The sequence below is a fragment of the Hypericibacter sp. genome, assembly GCF_050729195.1.
Taxonomy (GTDB): Bacteria; Pseudomonadota; Alphaproteobacteria; order Dongiales; family Dongiaceae; genus Hypericibacter.
This window is the reverse complement of the sequence record NZ_JBOHKS010000095.1, coordinates 1-15,463: the sequence shown is the minus strand read 5'-3', so window position 1 is coordinate 15,463 and position 15,463 is coordinate 1. Positions and strand designations below refer to the sequence as shown.

General features: G+C 66.6%; 13 protein-coding genes and 1 tRNA gene. 10 read left to right on the top strand and 4 right to left on the bottom strand.

What is annotated here, in order from left to right; translation table 11 throughout:
* The coding region (locus tag ACREE8_RS07110; protein ID WP_431572288.1) for a cadherin-like domain-containing protein at positions 1-1,355 on the bottom strand (1,355 nt) is incomplete at its 3' end.
* Positions 1,356-1,730: 375 nt separating this feature from the next.
* Here ACREE8_RS07110 and ACREE8_RS07105 point away from each other — a divergent pair.
* A complete protein-coding gene (locus ACREE8_RS07105; RefSeq protein ID WP_431572287.1) occupies positions 1,731-2,993 on the top strand; it encodes a DUF763 domain-containing protein in 1,263 nt (420 codons plus the stop codon).
* Between the two features lie 20 nt (positions 2,994-3,013).
* Here ACREE8_RS07105 and ACREE8_RS07100 read toward each other — a convergent pair whose 3' ends face one another.
* Together ACREE8_RS07100 and ACREE8_RS07095 are read right to left on the bottom strand one after the other, a co-directional pair.
* Complete coding sequence (locus ACREE8_RS07100; protein ID WP_431572286.1) at positions 3,014-4,279, bottom strand: threonine synthase; 1,266 nt, start codon at positions 4,277-4,279, stop codon at positions 3,014-3,016.
* A 180-nt stretch (positions 4,280-4,459) separates the two neighbouring features.
* Positions 4,460-4,534, bottom strand: a tRNA-Gly gene (locus ACREE8_RS07095).
* Positions 4,535-4,811: 277 nt separating this feature from the next.
* On the opposite strand from ACREE8_RS07095, the gene ACREE8_RS07090 reads away from it, so the two are divergent.
* The 6 genes from ACREE8_RS07090 to ACREE8_RS07065 all read left to right on the top strand — a co-directional run bounded on the left by ACREE8_RS07090 (position 4,812) and on the right by ACREE8_RS07065 (position 9,205).
* Complete coding sequence (locus tag ACREE8_RS07090; protein ID WP_431572285.1) at positions 4,812-5,333, top strand: prolyl-tRNA synthetase associated domain-containing protein; 522 nt, start codon at positions 4,812-4,814, stop codon at positions 5,331-5,333.
* A gap of 139 nt (positions 5,334-5,472) precedes the next feature.
* Positions 5,473-6,408, top strand: a complete 936-nt coding sequence (locus tag ACREE8_RS07085; protein ID WP_431572284.1) for a tetratricopeptide repeat protein — start codon at positions 5,473-5,475, stop codon at positions 6,406-6,408.
* A 4-nt stretch (positions 6,409-6,412) separates the two neighbouring features.
* Entirely contained in the window at positions 6,413-7,087 is a 675-nt protein-coding gene (locus ACREE8_RS07080; protein WP_431572283.1) for an LON peptidase substrate-binding domain-containing protein, read from the top strand.
* A 47-nt stretch (positions 7,088-7,134) separates the two neighbouring features.
* On the top strand, positions 7,135-7,350 hold the full coding sequence (locus tag ACREE8_RS07075; RefSeq protein ID WP_431572282.1) for a Trm112 family protein: 216 nt from the start codon (positions 7,135-7,137) through the stop codon (positions 7,348-7,350).
* A 40-nt stretch (positions 7,351-7,390) separates the two neighbouring features.
* Positions 7,391-7,777: a gamma-butyrobetaine hydroxylase-like domain-containing protein gene (locus ACREE8_RS07070; protein ID WP_431572281.1), complete on the top strand. Its 387-nt coding sequence runs from the start codon at positions 7,391-7,393 to the stop codon at positions 7,775-7,777.
* A 132-nt stretch (positions 7,778-7,909) separates the two neighbouring features.
* The gene (locus ACREE8_RS07065) at positions 7,910-9,205 is read left to right on the top strand and encodes a M24 family metallopeptidase (protein ID WP_431572280.1); all 1,296 of its coding nucleotides are present in this window, start codon (positions 7,910-7,912) and stop codon (positions 9,203-9,205) included.
* 110 nt (positions 9,206-9,315) lie between these two features.
* On the opposite strand, the gene ACREE8_RS07060 is transcribed toward ACREE8_RS07065, so the two are convergent.
* Positions 9,316-10,659 (bottom strand): UbiH/UbiF/VisC/COQ6 family ubiquinone biosynthesis hydroxylase, encoded by a 1,344-nt coding sequence (locus ACREE8_RS07060; protein ID WP_431572279.1) that lies wholly within the window; start codon positions 10,657-10,659, stop codon positions 9,316-9,318.
* Between the two features lie 269 nt (positions 10,660-10,928).
* Here ACREE8_RS07060 and ACREE8_RS07055 point away from each other — a divergent pair, with 269 nt between their 5' ends.
* From ACREE8_RS07055 to ACREE8_RS07045, 3 genes are all read left to right on the top strand, one after another.
* On the top strand, positions 10,929-12,230 hold the full coding sequence (locus ACREE8_RS07055; RefSeq protein ID WP_431572278.1) for an ammonium transporter: 1,302 nt from the start codon (positions 10,929-10,931) through the stop codon (positions 12,228-12,230).
* Positions 12,231-12,671: 441 nt separating this feature from the next.
* Positions 12,672-13,898, top strand: a complete 1,227-nt coding sequence (locus ACREE8_RS07050; RefSeq protein ID WP_431572277.1) for an aminotransferase class I/II-fold pyridoxal phosphate-dependent enzyme — start codon at positions 12,672-12,674, stop codon at positions 13,896-13,898.
* Positions 13,895-15,463 (top strand): DNA translocase FtsK 4TM domain-containing protein (locus tag ACREE8_RS07045; RefSeq protein WP_431572276.1); only part of this gene is annotated, 1,569 nt, incomplete at its 3' end. The genes ACREE8_RS07050 and ACREE8_RS07045, both read left to right, overlap by 4 nt.

The window sequence follows — 15,463 nt, the reverse complement described above, 5'->3', positions numbered from 1 at the left end:
TTGAAGTCGGGGTTGGGCGTATAGACCAGCTTGTCGTCGGTCAGGTCGAGCGGGGTGCCGTTGCTGTCCCGCGTCACCGTGCCATGGGCGCCTTGCGTGAAGGAGGTCAGCTGGCGCGACGGGTCCTCGAACGTGTCGTTCGCCAGCACCGCCGTCGTGACCGCCGTGTCCTCATGGGTCGTCGCGATGTCGGGCGCGATGTCGACCGCCGCGGTCACCGTCACCGATACCGTCGCGGTCTCCGTCATACCGCCGCTGGTCACCGTGTAGCTGTAGCTGTCGCTGCCATAGAAGTCGGTGTTCGGCGTATAGACCAGCTTGTCGTCGCTGCGATCGAGGGCCGTGCCGTTATCGTCCCGCGTCACCGCACCATGGGCGCCTTGCGTGAACGAGCTGAGCTGGTGCGCCGGATCTTCGAAGCTGTCGTTCGCCAGGACCGCCGTGGTGACCGACGTCTCTTCATGCGTGGTCGTGCTGTCGGCTGCGATGTCGGCGACCGCGTTCACGGTCAGCGATACTGTGGCCGTGTCCGTCTTCCCGCCGCCGGTCAGTTTGTAGCTGTAACTGTCGGTGCCGTTGAAGTCGGCGTCCGGCGTATAGCTGAAGCTGCCATCGCCGTTGAGCGTCAGCAGGCCATGCGCCGGGCCGCTCAGGAGTGTTGCGACCGCTCCATGACTGGTGCTTCCCGTGTCGTTCCCCAGCACACCGGGTGCCGCCAGGTTCAGCGCGCCGTCCTCGGTCAGCGTGAAAGCGTCGTTCACCCCGACCAGCGGATCGCCGGGCGTCGTCGCGTCATGTCGCGAGTCATGGTCGAGAAACGCCGGCGGCTCGTCGATTTCGCGGTAGGTGAGCGATGTTCCCGAAAGCGGGCTCAGCAGGAGCGGCGGCGCGATCTCGGTGTCCTGCAGCGCACCGACAGGATCGATCGAACCGCCATCCTCCAGCCCGTGACGGAAAAAATGGCCCTGCGAAGGGGTTGGCGATCCGTTCGCGGGGGAGGAGAGGCTCCCGAGGATCGCCTCGATATCGCCCAGGCCGTCAGCGAGCGACGGCTCGATCCGCTCGCCGAAGAGCGTGATGACGCCGCTGTTCGGCAGATCCAGGCGGATCGAGTGATCGACCCACTCGACATGCGCAGCACCGAGATCGAAGGCGAACTGGATCGCAGTGTCCACGTCGACATCGATCCCGATCGACTGACCGGGCTCGGGAGGATCGATCGTGACGACATGCGGCGGCGGCGGCGCGGTGTCGCCGGGCATGATGTCATCGAGGCGCACCCATTCGATCTGAACCGGCGCAGCTGCCGCCAGGGGATCGATTGAAAAAAGGCGCGCCATGCGGATGGCCAACATGGGCCGATCACACCGGGCGGTTGCGATGAGAAATGCGCGGATTCACTGGCGCGGGTCCGTCCTGGAAAAGCACCAAGTTTCGATTGGAAAATTTTGAGGCAAATGCATGAAGCGACAATGAAAAGTAGGGGTGAGAGCGGAACGATCCCGACCTGGAAATCGCGGAGCGATTTGCCGAAATCCAGGTCAGCATTGCTGGCGATTTTCGAAGGCCAGAAACCCAGGACCGACGTCGCCCCCGGAGCCGCGCGGGCGAATGCCGCAAGAGACCCTTCGTTTCCCAGAGAGGGCCACCCCCGCTATCGGCCAAATAATGACATTGCACGCCATGGGTTCGGCCTATATGTTCCGTTTTTGTTCTGGAGAATGGGCGCCGTGACGCGACGATCGGGAAGCGCCGATCTGCCTCTGCATCATGGCCGGGTACCTGCCTGGCTGGGCCGGCGCATGACGCGGATGGGCGCGGTCGTCACCCAGGCGATCGTCCATCATTACGGCCGCGACGAGTTCCTGCGCCGCCTGTCCCATCCGTTCTGGTTCCAGTCCTTCGGCGCCGTCATGGGCATGGACTGGCATTCCTCCGGCATCACCACCAGCGTCATCGGCGCGCTGAAACGCGGGCTGGCACCCCTGTCAGGCGAGCTGGGCCTCCATGTCTGCGGCGGACGGGGGAGCCATTCGCGGCAGACGCCGCATGAGCTCGTCGCCATCGGCGAGCGCACCGGCCTCGACGGAACGGCCCTCGCCAAGGCGAGCCGGCTGGTCGCCAAGGTCGACAGTGCCGCACTGCAGGACGGCTTCGACCTCTATCTCCATGGCTTCATCCTCGCCGAGAACGGCAAATGGGTCGTGGTGCAGCAGGGCATGAATGGCGAGACGCGCTATGCGCGCCGCTATCACTGGCTGTCGGAGGATCTGAAGAGCTTCGTCGAGGCGCCGCACCAGGCGATCGACGGCGAGAACCTGGGCGAGATCGTCAATCTCACCGACCGGCGAGCCGCCGCCTCGCGCCAGAGCCAGATCGATCTGCTGCGCGATCTGGGCCCCGATCGCATCGTCGGCGAGGTCGCGGCATGGCGGGGCCAATCATCGCCGGCGGCAGCGCCGCCCGAAGCCCCGTTCCTGCCGCATCTCGTCATGCCGGCGCATCACGACGTGCGACCGAAGGATGTCATGATGCGCCGCCTGCATGGCGCGCTCGCCGCCGCGGCCGATTCCGCGCCCGCCGATTTCAGCGAGCTGTTGCTGGTGCCGGGCGTCGGTGCCCGAACGGTTCATTCGCTCGCCATGGCGGCCGAGATCATCCATGGCGCGCCCTGCCGGTTCGCCGATCCGGCGCGCTTCTCGCTGGCGCATGGCGGCAAGGACCGGCATCCCTATCCGGTGCCGCTCAAGGTCTATGACCAGACCATCGCCATCCTCAAATCCGCCGTCGAGAAGGCGAAGCTCGGCAATGACGAGCGGCTCGATGCGATCCACCGGCTGGACGAACAGACGCGCCGGCTGGAGCGAACGGCGACGGGCCCGTCGCTGCCGGCCTTCATCGGCGAGGAACGCCGACGCTCGCATGAGTATGGCGGGCGCAGCGTCTTCGGCTGGGAGCCGGCACCCATGCCCGCCGTCCAATCGGAATCCTAGTCGGCGGCGGCGACGCTCTGCTACGGCGCCTTCGCGCGCGCGATCGCGGCATAGTCGATCGGCTGATGGCGATCGATCGCGAGCTCGGCGGGCGGCATGGGATATTTGAGTCCCGTCGCGCAATTGAAGAGCAGGCAGCGATCCTGCGGACCGACGCGTCCGTCCTTCAAAGCCTGTTGATAGGCCGCGAAGGTGGCAGCACCCTCGGGGCAGAGCAGCAGCCCCTCCTCTTTCGCGACGGTCTCTTGCGCCGCGACGATCGCGTCGTCATCGACCGCGATCGCAAATCCGCCGCTCTCCCGCACCGCGCGCAGGATGAGGAAATCGCCGATCGCGACGGGCACGCGAATGCCGGCCGCGACCGTATGCGCGTTCGGCCACAGCTCGGCATGCTCGCTGCCTTCCTGATAAGCCTTCACGATGGGCGCGCAGCCCGTGGCCTGGACCGCGATCATCTTGGGCCGCTTGGCGCCGATCCAGCCGATGGCCTCGAGCTCCTCGAAGGCCTTCCACATGCCGATCAGGCCGGTGCCACCGCCGGTCGGATAGAAGATCGCATCGGGCAGTTCCCAACCCATTTGCTCCGCCAGCTCCAGCCCCATGGTCTTCTTGCCCTCGATCCGATAGGGCTCCTTCAGGGTCGAGAGGTCGAACCAGCCGACGGCCTCCTTGCCGCTGGCGACGATCTTGCCGCAATCGTTGATCAGGCCGTTGACGCGATAGACCGTCGCCCCTTGCAGGGCGATCTCCCGCACATTGACGTCCGGCGTATCGGCGGGACAGAAGACCGTGCTGCGCATGCCGGCACGCGAGGCATAGGCCGCCATTGCGGCGCCGGCATTGCCATTGGTCGGCATGGCGAGATGCTGGAGCCCGAGCTCCTTCGCCATGGCGACCGCGAGCGCCAGCCCGCGCGCCTTGAAAGATCCCGTCGGCAAGCGGCCTTCATCCTTGACGATGATCCTGTCGGCGCCCGCACCCAACGCGCGCGCCAGGCGCGGCAGCGGGATCAACGGCGTCATCACCTCGCCCAGCTCGACGACATTCTTCGCGTGACGCACCGGCAGGAACTCGCGATAGCGCCAGAATCCGCCCGTCCGTTCCGCCAGCGCCTTCTTCGAGACGGCCTTGGCGAGGGCCGCCAAATCGTAGCGCACCAACAACGGCTTGCCCGCTTTGGACAGCCCATGCAGCCGGTCGGCTTCATAGCGCTCGCCCGTCATCGAGCATTCCAAATGGGTGACGAAGGTCGGCCGCGGTTCGGCTTCGGGGGAAACGGATGTCATTGAACGCCCTTGAGGTGATGAGTTCGGATGGCGGGGCGCAACGATCAGCGGTCTGCAGCCGCAAGACAAGGGCTCGCGCGCGGGCGCCAATGATGTCCTGCCGGGCGCCGGAAACAGGCCCTGGAAACAGAAAATGCCCCGGAGGGGCATTGGCTGGATCACGACGGTTTTTCGAGAAACTGGAGCGGGCGAAGGGATTCGAACCCTCGACCCCAACCTTGGCAAGGTTGTGCTCTACCCCTGAGCTACGCCCGCATCCGTTTGGGTACTCGACAGCGTCGGCCTTGTCTTAAAGACCGCCCCCGTCAAGGGCGCCAGATAATAGCGACCGGAGTCAGCATTGCAAGCCTGCGGTTGCCAGCGGCTTAAGATGCGACCGCTTGTCTCGAAGCCGCAGGAATCCGCGGCTTTTTGAAGCTCCGTGACGGACGCCCGGCGGTTTTGGAGGCCGGCGGGGTTGCCGATGGTGCCGGCGCCCCCTAAGACTGGCGCCCCGAACGACCTCCATAACAACTCAAGACCGAACCTAGCCATGTCGGACGCCACCGCCCCTGCCGCCGCCCTGCCGACCAGCCCGGAAGCCGTGATCCAGCGCCTCGCCGATCTCGGCATCGAGACCGAGGTCCATCGCCATGCGCCGGTCTTCACCGTCGAGGAATCCCAGGCGCTGCGCGGCGACCTGGCCGGCGGCCATATCAAGAACCTGTTCCTGCGCAACAAGAAGGGCGACCAGATGTGGCTGGTGGTGGTCGAGGAGACCCGTCGCATGGATCTGAAGGCGCTGGCGCCCAAGATCGGAGGCGACAAGCTCTCCTTCGGCAGCCCGGACCGGCTGATGACCTATCTGGGCGTGCTGCCGGGCTCGGTGACGCCGCTCGCCCTCATCAACGACAAGGCCCGCATGGTCCAGCCGGTGCTGGACCGGGCTCTACTGTCGATGGACCCGCTCCATTGCCACCCGTTGACCAACGACATGACCCTGTCGCTGGCGCCGGCCGGCCTGCTCAAGTTCATCGAGGCTTGCGGGCATAAGCCGATCTTCCTCGACCTGTGAGAAGGGCGGCGGCCCTCGCCGGCGAGCTTCGCCTTGCCGACAACAGGGTTAAGGTCCGGGATATTGCCGGGCGGGGTTGCCAGACGCTCCGCAAAACGCCATTTATCTTTGCAAATTCGGAACCATAGGAAGATCGATCATGGAGACGCTTATCGGCCAGGGTAACGCGCCGGCTCACGCCAATGGCGCCGCGGCCCCGGTCAAGGACAGCAGCGATCAGGACTTCATGGTGGACGTCATCGATGCCTCGATGACGGTGCCGGTGATCGTCGATTTCTGGGCGACCTGGTGCGGGCCCTGCAAGACGCTCGGGCCCGTGCTCGAGAAGGTCGTGAAAGAAGCCAAGGGCGCGGTCAGGCTGGTGAAGATCGACGTGGACAAGAATCCCGCGGTCGCCGGCCAGCTCCGAATCAAAACGATCCCGATGGTTTACGCCTTCTTCCAGGGTCGACCGGTGGACGCCTTCGAGGGTGCGCAACCCGAGAGCGTGATCAAACAGTTCGTGCAGCGTCTCGCCAAGTCGGCGGGTGCTGCGGCCGGCCCCTCGCCGATCGAGGAAGCGCTCGAGCATGCCGAGGCCGCGCTGAAGGAAGGCGATGCCGCCACGGCCAGCGCCATCTTCGGCCAGGTGCTGCAGCATGAGCCCGAGAATCTGCCGGCGATCGCCGGCCTGGTGCGCTGCCTGGTGAAGGCGGGCGAGCTCGAGGAAGCCCGCAAGCAGCTGGCGAAGGTTCCTGCGAACCAGGCCAACGACAAGACCATTGCCGCGGCCCGCGCGGCGCTCGAGCTGGCCGAGCAGGCGGGCCAGAAGCAGGGCGGCCTCGACGAGTTGAAAGCCAAGCTCGCCGCGGATCCCAACGATCACCAGTCGCGCTACGACCTGGCGCTGGCGCTCTATGGCAATGGCGAAGCCGAGCCGGCGCTCGACGAGCTGCTCGAATTGTTCCGCCGCAATCGCGGCTGGAACGAGGAAGCGGCGCGCAAGCAGCTGGTGAAGATCTTCGAGGCGCTGGGTCCGACCGATCCCTTGACCTTGTCGGCGCGCCGGCGCCTGTCGTCCTTGATGTTCGCCTAAGGCGATGACGCGCGGGCCGTTCGATCCCGCCTTCGAAGCGCTGCCGGCGGAGATTCCGGTATTTCCGCTGGCGGGCGTTCTGCTCCTGCCCGGCGGAAGACTGCCGCTCAACATCTTCGAGCCGCGCTATCTCGCCATGACGCGCGATGCGATCAAGGACGAGCGGATCATCGGCATGATCCAGCCCGCCGAGCTGGAGCGCCCGGGCCATGTGCCGGCGCTGCAGCAGGTGGGCTGCGCCGGCCGCATCACCGCCTTCAACGAGACCGAAGATGGGCGCTATCTGATCACGCTGGGCGGACTCGCGCGCTTCCGCATCGCGTCGGAGCTGCCGGGCGTTTCCGGCTATCGGCGCGTCCAGGCCGACTTCGTGCCGTTCGCCGAGGACATGGCCGACAATCCCGCGCTCGAGCTCGATCGCGCGCGGCTGCTGCGCGCCCTCAAGGGCTTCTTCCATCAGCAGGGCATCAAGGCCGATTGGGAGCAGATCGAGCGCACGGCGGATGCGGCGCTCATCACCTCGCTCGCCATGGTCTGTCCGTTCGAGCCGCAGGAGAAGCAGGCGCTGCTCGAGGCCGGCAGCGCCACCGAGCGCGGCCGCGTGCTGACGGCGCTGATCGAGATGGCGCTCCTGGGCGGAACCGGCAGCGGTTCCTCCGGCGAAGCCGCGCGTCACTAGGATCGTCAGGAAAGTTTGGGATCGTCAGGAAAGTCCGGAGAACCGCCATGGCCGAACGCAAAGCCGCCGACCGGCGCTACGAGGTCGATCCGAAGCTCTTGGAGATTCTGGTCTGCCCCGTCACCAAGGGCCCGCTCGAATATGATCGCGAGCATCAGGAGCTGATCAGCCGCAAGGCCGGCCTCGCCTTTCCGATCCGCGAAGGCATCCCGATCATGCTGGCCGACGAGGCCCGGTCGCTCGACGAGGACGGCCGGCGTTGATCCCTCGCTCCGCTCCGATGTCCAACCCCCGATCCCGATCATGAGCGAACGTTTCGGCACCGAGCATTGGCCGATCGAGATCCGCCTCAAGCAGAACGAGCGCGCGCTCGAGATCGATTTCGACGATGGAAAATCCTTCCGCTATCCGGCGGAGTTCCTGCGCGTCGAAAGCCCCTCGGCCGAACTGCAGGGCCATGGGCCCAGCCAGAAGCAGATCCTGGGCGAGCGCGCCCATGTCGGCATTCTCGCGTTGGAGCCGGTCGGCAACTACGCCGTCCGCATCAAGTTCGACGATCTCCACGACACCGGCATCTATAGCTGGGCCTATCTCTACGAGCTGGGCGCCAACCAGGCCGACCTCTGGTCACGCTATCTGAAGGCGCTCGAAGAGCGAGGCCTCTCGCGCGAGCCCAAGCGTCATTCCTGACGCCTGCCCTCAAGCCTTCCGTTCCGATTGCTCCCGAGACCGCTGGACGCCAGACCCCGCCAGGGGATTGAATGGGCGCGCCCAAGCCCGAAGCCAACCGGGCAGGTCCTGAGAGAGAGGTAACCAGACCCGATGGCGCCCGATTCCGCCGGCCCGAAGCCGCCTTTCAAATCGCTCGATCCCGATATCCGCCGCGCCCGCAAGAGCCCGATCCTCGACGCGATCGACAGCGAGGCGCTGCTCGACATGCGCAAGCTGCGCGCCTATCGCCTCGGGCGGTTCCGCGCCGAGCTCAAGAAGCGCGACTGCATGGGCGCGCTTCTCTACGACCCGATCAATATCCGCTACGCCACCGGCAGCCGGAACATGGCGGTCTGGACCCTGCATAACGCGGTCCGCTACGCCTTCGTCCCGACCGAGGGGCCGATCACGCTGTTCGACTTCCATAATTGCGAGCATCTGGCCGACGGGCTCGAGACCATCGCCGAGGTGCGCCCGGCCGTGGGCTGGACCTATTTCGGCGGGGGGCCCCGGCTCGAGGAATTCGCCAAGCGCTGGTCGAACGAGATCGTCGATCTGGTGCACCGGCATGGCGGCAAGAACCGCCGCCTCGCCGTCGACAAGCTCGATCCAACCGGGACCCACCTGCTCAAAGCCGCCGGCATCGACATCGTCGAGGGCCAGGCGGTCTGCGAGCTGGCGCGCGCGATCAAGTCGGACGAGGAGCTCGCCTGCATGGTGGTGTCGATCACCGCCTGCGAGACCGGCATGGCGAAGATGCGCGACGCGCTCGAGCCCGGCGTGACCGAGAACGAGATCTGGTCGCTGCTGCATCAGGCGAACATCGCGGCCGGCGGCGAATGGATCGAGACGCGGCTCCTCACCTCTGGCGGGCGCACCAATCCCTGGTTCCAGGAATCGAGCGACCGCGTGATCCGCTCGGGCGAGCTGCTCAGCTTCGATACCGACCTGATCGGACCCTTCGGCTATTGCGCCGACATCTCGCGCACTTATTTCTGCGGCCATGGCAAGCCCAGCGCCGAGCAGAAGCGGCTCTATGGTCTCGCCTACGAGCAGATCCACACCAACCTCGATCTGGTGAAGGCCGGCGTGGGCTTCCGCGAATTCTCGGAAAAGAGCTTCAAGCTGCCGGAAGCTTGCGCGCCCAACCGATACTCCGTCGTGTTCCATGGCGTAGGCTTGGCCGACGAATATCCCGCCAGCATCTATGCGCAGGATTACGAGCGCGGCGGCTATGACGGCGTGCTGGAGCCCGGCATGACCATCTGCATCGAGAGCTATATGGGCGAGGTCGGCGGGCTCGAAGGCGTCAAGCTCGAGCAGCAGATCCTGGTGACCGAGACCGGCTATCAGCTGCTCTCGACTTTCCCGTTCGAGGACGCGCTGCTGCCGTCGCGCTGGCTCTAGGCCGCATCATGTCATCGCCGGACTTGATCCGGCGATACAGGGCCGAGGGCGCGGTCTCGAGAAAGCCTGGATTGCCGGATCAAGTCCGGCAATGACAGGCTAAGGGAAAGTCATAACCGCTCGCCGCGGATGAGGCGGGGCAAGTCGCCGACCATGCCCATGGCGTGGCGCATGAAGAGGCGCTTCAGGGGCGGCATGCGGTTGACCAGGCCGAGCCCGATGTCGCGCGCCAGGCGCACCGGCGCGATGTCGTTCGAGAACAGGCGATTGAGAAAGTCGGTCGCGGCCATCAGCATGAGATTGTCGAAGCGCCGCCAGCGCTCATAACGCTCGAGCGGCTCGCCCACGCCGATATCGAGGCCGAGGCGATGGGCATCGACCAGGGTCTCCGCCAGCGCCGCGACATCGCGCAAGCCGAGATTGAGGCCTTGCCCCGCGATCGGGTGGATCGCATGGGCCGCATCGCCGACCAGTGCCAGCCGTTCGGCGATGTAACGCGTCGCATGCTGCAGCTTCAGGGGATGGGCCCAGCGCAGGCCGAGGAGCCGGATGCAGCCGAGCGAATCGCCGAAACGATGCTGGATCTCGGCGGCGAAACTCTCGGCCGACAGCGCCATGATCGACGGCACCAGCTCGCGCTTCTCGGTCCAGACGATCGAGGAGCGATGCCCGTTGGCATCGTCGACCATCGGCAGCACCGCGAAGGGGCCCGAGGGCAGGAAATGCTCATGCGCCACATTCTGGTGCGAGAGCTCATGCCCGATGGTGCAGACGATCCCGCTCTGCGGATATTCCCACTCGGTCAGGCGGATGCCGGCCGCCTTGCGCATCGGCGAACCGCGCCCGTCGGCGGCGATCACGACCCGGCCGGTGAGGCTGGTGCCGTCGGCCAGCGTGAGGCGCGCCTGTCCCGGCTCGCGCGCCAGCCCGACGGCCTGGGCCGGGGCGAGATGGCGGATGCCGCGCCGCGCCGCGATGGCCGCGAGCAGCGCCCGCCGGATGACGCGGTTCTCGACGATATAACCCATGGGCGCCGGCTTCGCGGCCGTCGGCCCCGGGCGCCGCTTGCCGGGCCGCGGCGCCTCGAGCTCGCGATGATCGTAATGCAGGAACAGGAGCGAGGCCGGCTGGCCCACCCGCGCATCCGAGACGCGGATGTCCAGGATCGGGCAGGCCTCGGGCGCCATCCTGTTCCAGACCCCGATGCCGTCCAGCACCCGGCGCGAGCCTTCGGCGATGGCCGAGCTGCGGCCGTCATAGGCGACGGCCTCGCGCTCGGTCGCCGGCAGGCTGTCGATCACGATGACGGTCAGGCTCGCATCGGCGAGCGCCAGGGCGAGGGTGAGCCCGACCATGCCGCCCCCGCTGATGAGCACATCGGCGTCGGGCAGCCCGCGCCGGCCGGCATCATTGGCGGCGGCGGAGTCGGGGCGGTTGTCGGCGGGGTTCGTCATCGCGATTCCCACCATAGCGCGGGAATGGCGTCTTCGGCAGCGGCGCTCGATGCCGCGCACCCTTCGGGCACAGGTTAATGGCGGGCCGCGCCCGGCCGATTCCCGCTGCCTAATTGCGCGCCAGCCTGCCCAAGCTTCGATCAATCCCCGATTCTCGACTCGGCGGAATCCGAGGAATTCCGCGCGACTCCGGAGTTGGCACGGAACGTGTTTAGGGCCCTCGCTGAGTGCTCATTTTAATTCTCTCTCGTGCTCCGGAGGATTGCCCAATGTCGCGTCTTTTGCTGTTCGTCCCCCTACTGGTCGCCGCCCTGATCGGCGCCAGACCCGCCTTCGCCGCCGATCTCGCGCTGGATCGCGGCGACACCGCCTGGATGCTCACCTCGACGGCCCTGGTCCTGATGATGACGATCCCGGGCCTCGCGCTCTTCTATGGCGGCATGGTCCGCAAGATCAATCTGTTGGCGACCATGGCGCAGAGCTTCGTCATCGTCTGCCTCGTCACCGTGCTGTGGATGATCGTCGGCTATAGCCTCGCCTTCAACGGCTCCGGCGCCTTCGTCGGCGATTTCAGCCGCTTCATGCTCCATGGCATGGGCGTCGCGACGGCGCATCCCCTGGCGCCTTCGATCCCCGAGCCCGTCTTCATGGCCTTCCAGATGACTTTCGCCATCATCACGCCAGCCCTGATGGTGGGGGCCATTGCCGATCGCATGAAATTCTCGGCCCTGGTCCTCTTCGCCAGCCTCTGGCTGCTGTTCGTTTATGTCCCGATCTGCCACATGGTCTGGGGCGGTGGGCTGATCGGCGCGGCCGGTGTGCTCGACTATGCCGGCGGCACCGTCGTTCATATCAATTCCGGTGTGGCCGGTCTGGTGGCTGCCCTGGTCCTGGGGCCGCGCACCGGCTTCGGCAAGACCGCTTTCACCCCGCATAATGTCGGCCTCTCCACCATCGGCGCCGGCCTGCTCTGGGTGGGCTGGTTCGGTTTCAATGCCGGTTCGGCGGTGGCGGCCGATGGCCGCGCCGGCATGGCCATGGCGGCCACGCAGGTCGCGACCGCGGGCGCTGCCCTCTCCTGGATGGTGGCCGAGTGGGTCTTCCGCAAGAAGCCCAGCTTGCTGGGCATGATCTCCGGCGCCGTCGCCGGCCTCGTCGCGGTGACGCCCGCCTCGGGCTTCGTCGATGCCGAGGGCGGCCTGGTGATCGGCCTCGTCGCCGGCGTGGTCTGCTTCTTCGCCACCTCGACGCTCAAGAATGCGCTGGGCTATGACGACTCGCTCGACGCCTTCGGCGTGCATGGCATCGGCGGCATGGTTGGCGCCATCCTGACCGGCGTGTTCGCGACGCAAGCCGTCACCGGCTCCGAGACGCCGGTGGGCTGGATCGACGGGAACATCGGCCAGATCGCCACGCAGCTCTATGGCGTCGCCATCACCATCGCTTACTGCGCCGTCGTCACCTTCATCATCCTCAAGGTCGTCGGCCTCCTGACCCGCGGCCTGCGTGTCACGCCGGACGAGGAGCGCGAAGGCCTCGACATCGTGCTGCATGGTGAATCGGTCGCTTAACAAGCGACCGCAGCCGATCGCCGGCGAGCCCGTGGTCTGGCGGGCACGCTGGCGACTGGCGAAGCTTCGTTAGCGGGTTACTGGCCCCGGTTTATACTTTGAAAGCCGGCCCGTACCCGGGAGCACCGAGGAGAAGCTTCGCCTTGAGGGGCGGTGGGATCAGGGTCCCCACCGCCCCTCGCCTTTTGGGGCTTGGTCATTTTCCGGAAGACCATTTTTCTTGGGGGGAGAATCGGGCGAGACTCCGGGCACTAAAGAAGACAAAGCAAGAACAATGACTTGGTTAACCGACCAACCTTGGCCCGCTCTATAGGTTGGCTTGTAAGAACGTCCCACAAGCTATAGAATTGTTTATGTTTTGTCCCCGAGTCGCGACTCGGAAGCCATGTTGGCTGCCCGGACGACGCTTTTTCAGGCAATTCGGACGAACCCGACCCGTCGATGACCGACCGCCTCGATCCGCTGCTCCGATTCCATCCCTTCACCCGGCTCAACACGCTGCTGCAGGGAATCGAACCGGGCCATCAACGTCCCCTTCTGTTCTCGGTCGGCGAGCCGCAGGCGACGCCACCGGAGATGATCAAGGGTCCCCTGGTCCAGAACCTGGCGGAGTGGGGCCGCTATCCGCTGGCCGTGGGCAATGCCGACTTCCGGCGCGCGGCCACCGATTGGCTCAACCGGCGCTTCCATCTGCCGGCATCGATGCTGGATCCGGATCGCCATCTGATGCCGATCGCCGGCACGCGCCAGGGGCTGTTCTTCGTCGCGCTGGCGGCCTTGCAGGAGCCGGTCTCCGCCGCCGAGCGCCCCGTCGTGCTGATGCCCAACCCGTTCTATCACGTCTATGCTGGCGCGGCCGCGATGGCCGGCGGCGAGCCCGTCTTCCTGCCGGCAACCGCGGCCACCGGCTTCCTGCCCGATCCTGACACCATCGACCGGCGCACGCTCGAGCGCACGGCGCTGGCCTATGTCTGCTCGCCCGCCAATCCGCAAGGCGTGGTCGCCTCGCAAGCCTATCTCGCGCGCTGGCTGAAGCTCGCGCGCCAATACGGATTCACGGTCGCCTTCGACGAATGCTATTCGGAGCTCTATCGCGACGCCGTGCCATCGGGCGCGCTCGAGGTGGCGGCCGAGGCCGGCGGCAGCCTCGACAATCTGGTGGTGTTCCATTCGCTCTCGAAGCGCTCTTCCGGCGCGGGCCTGCGCTCGGGCTTCATCGCCGGCGAGGAGCGCATGCTCAAGCGCATCGCCCAGCTGGTGAATTATGGCGGCGTGGCGATCCCCTACCCGATCCTCGCCGCCTCGACCGCGCTCTGGCGCGACGAGGCGCATGTCGCGATCAATCGCGCGCTCTATAACGAGAACTTCGCGCGGGCCCGGCGCATCCTCGGCAATCGCATGGGCGCCACGCCCGGGGGCGGGTTCTTTCTGTGGCTCGATGTCGGCAATGGCGAAACCGCGGCGAAACGGCTCTGGGGCGAGGCCGGCGTCAAGGTGTTGCCCGGCGGCTATATGGCGCGCGCCGACGCGAACGGGCAGAATCCGGGCGAACGCTATATCCGAGTCGCGCTCGTCTATGATGCCGCCGCCACGCAAGAAGGCCTGGAGCGGATGGCGCGAGTCCTGACGAGCAACGTTGCGGCTGCATCCGAGGAGGCAGGATCATGACCGATGAGACGAGCGGCCTGATGCGCATGCCCTTCCTACCCGACGATTGGCGCCCCTTCCTCAGGCGACGCGCGGTCGAGCTCGGCGGGCTGCTGCTGCTGGCGCTGGCCGCGGTGCTGCTGCTGTCGCTCCTCAGCTACAATGCCAACGATCCCTCGCTCAACACCGCGACCGGCAGCTCGGTCCGCAATCTGATGGGCTATCCGGGTTCGGTCATCGCCGATCTGCTGCTGCAGGCGCTCGGCATCGCCAGCCTGATGCTGGTGCTGGTGCCGTCGGTCTGGGGCTGGCGCGTGCTGCGTCACCGTGTGAGTGGCCTGTGGTGGCTGCGCCTGCTGCTGCTGCCGTTCTCGATCCTCTTCCTCGCCATGGCACTGGCAGCGCTGGGCACGACCAGCAGCTGGTTCCTGCCGGTGGGCATGGGCGGCTATGCGGGCGATCTGTTGCTGCCGCGCCTGGCCCATCTGGTCGGCCTGCCGGTGAGCCTGATCGCGCTCCTGGGATTCGGGCTCTGGGCGGGACTGGGCTATCTGGCGCTCGGCATCTCCGCGCGCGGCTATGTCGCCGCCTGGCAGCGGCTGCAGCAGGCGGGCGATCTGACCGGCCGCGTGATCGGCGCGCTGCGCCGTCGCTTCAGCCGCGGAGAAGTGGATGCCGAGGCGGCCGAATGGCGGGCCGAGCAGGCCGAACGCCGGCGCAGCCAGCGGGTCGAACCGCATCTGGGCGCGGAGGATGACGAGGATTCCGCGGGCGAGCCGGTCCATGCGCCGGCCGCGCGCGTGGCGGAGCGTCCCGAGGCGGGACCGCGGGTCGAGGCGCCGAAGGCACGGCCCAAGCCCGGCAAGCGCGCCGAGCGCGATCGCCAGCCGGCACTCGATCTCGTCAGCAACGAGGAATACACCCTGCCGCCGCTGGAGCTGCTGGCGAAGCCGCCGGCCAATCCGGTGGCGCAGAAGATGTCCGAGGCCGCCCTCGAGCAGAATGCGCGGCTGCTGGAATCGGTGCTGCAGGATTTCGGCGTGCGCGGCGAGATCGTGAAGGTGCGCCCCGGTCCGGTCGTGACGCTTTACGAATTGGAGCCGGCCCCCGGCACCAAGACCAGCCGCGTGGTGGGCCTCGCCGACGATATCGCGCGCTCGATGAGCGCCGTCTCGGTGCGCGTCGCGGTCGTGCCCGGACGCAGCGTCATCGGCATCGAGCTGCCCAACCAGATCCGCGAGACCGTGATGCTGCGCGAGCTGCTCGCGAGCGATGCCTATGAGCGCACCGCCGCCAAGATCGCCCTGGTGCTGGGCAAGGATATCGGCGGCCAGCCGGTGATCGTCGATCTCGCGCGCATGCCGCATCTGCTGATCGCCGGCACCACCGGCTCGGGCAAGTCGGTCGCGATCAACACCATGATTCTCAGCCTCGTCTACCGGCTGAAACCCGAGCAATGCCGGCTGATCATGGTCGATCCGAAAATGCTCGAGCTTTCCGTTTATGACGGCATTCCGCATCTGCTCACGCCCGTGGTCACCGATCCGAAGAAGGCGGTGGTCGCGCTCAAATGGGCGGTACGCGAG

Coding starts and splice junctions, on each gene's coding strand:
- ACREE8_RS07100 (WP_431572286.1), bottom strand. CDS start 4,279: ATGACATCCGTTTCCCCCGAAGCCGAACCGCGGCCGACCTTCGTCACC.
- ACREE8_RS07090 (WP_431572285.1), top strand. CDS start 4,812: ATGTCGGACGCCACCGCCCCTGCCGCCGCCCTGCCGACCAGCCCGGAA.
- ACREE8_RS07085 (WP_431572284.1), top strand. CDS start 5,473: ATGGAGACGCTTATCGGCCAGGGTAACGCGCCGGCTCACGCCAATGGC.
- ACREE8_RS07080 (WP_431572283.1), top strand. CDS start 6,413: ATGACGCGCGGGCCGTTCGATCCCGCCTTCGAAGCGCTGCCGGCGGAG.
- ACREE8_RS07075 (WP_431572282.1), top strand. CDS start 7,135: ATGGCCGAACGCAAAGCCGCCGACCGGCGCTACGAGGTCGATCCGAAG.
- ACREE8_RS07070 (WP_431572281.1), top strand. CDS start 7,391: ATGAGCGAACGTTTCGGCACCGAGCATTGGCCGATCGAGATCCGCCTC.
- ACREE8_RS07065 (WP_431572280.1), top strand. CDS start 7,910: ATGGCGCCCGATTCCGCCGGCCCGAAGCCGCCTTTCAAATCGCTCGAT.
- ACREE8_RS07060 (WP_431572279.1), bottom strand. CDS start 10,659: ATGACGAACCCCGCCGACAACCGCCCCGACTCCGCCGCCGCCAATGAT.
- ACREE8_RS07055 (WP_431572278.1), top strand. CDS start 10,929: ATGTCGCGTCTTTTGCTGTTCGTCCCCCTACTGGTCGCCGCCCTGATC.
- ACREE8_RS07050 (WP_431572277.1), top strand. CDS start 12,672: ATGACCGACCGCCTCGATCCGCTGCTCCGATTCCATCCCTTCACCCGG.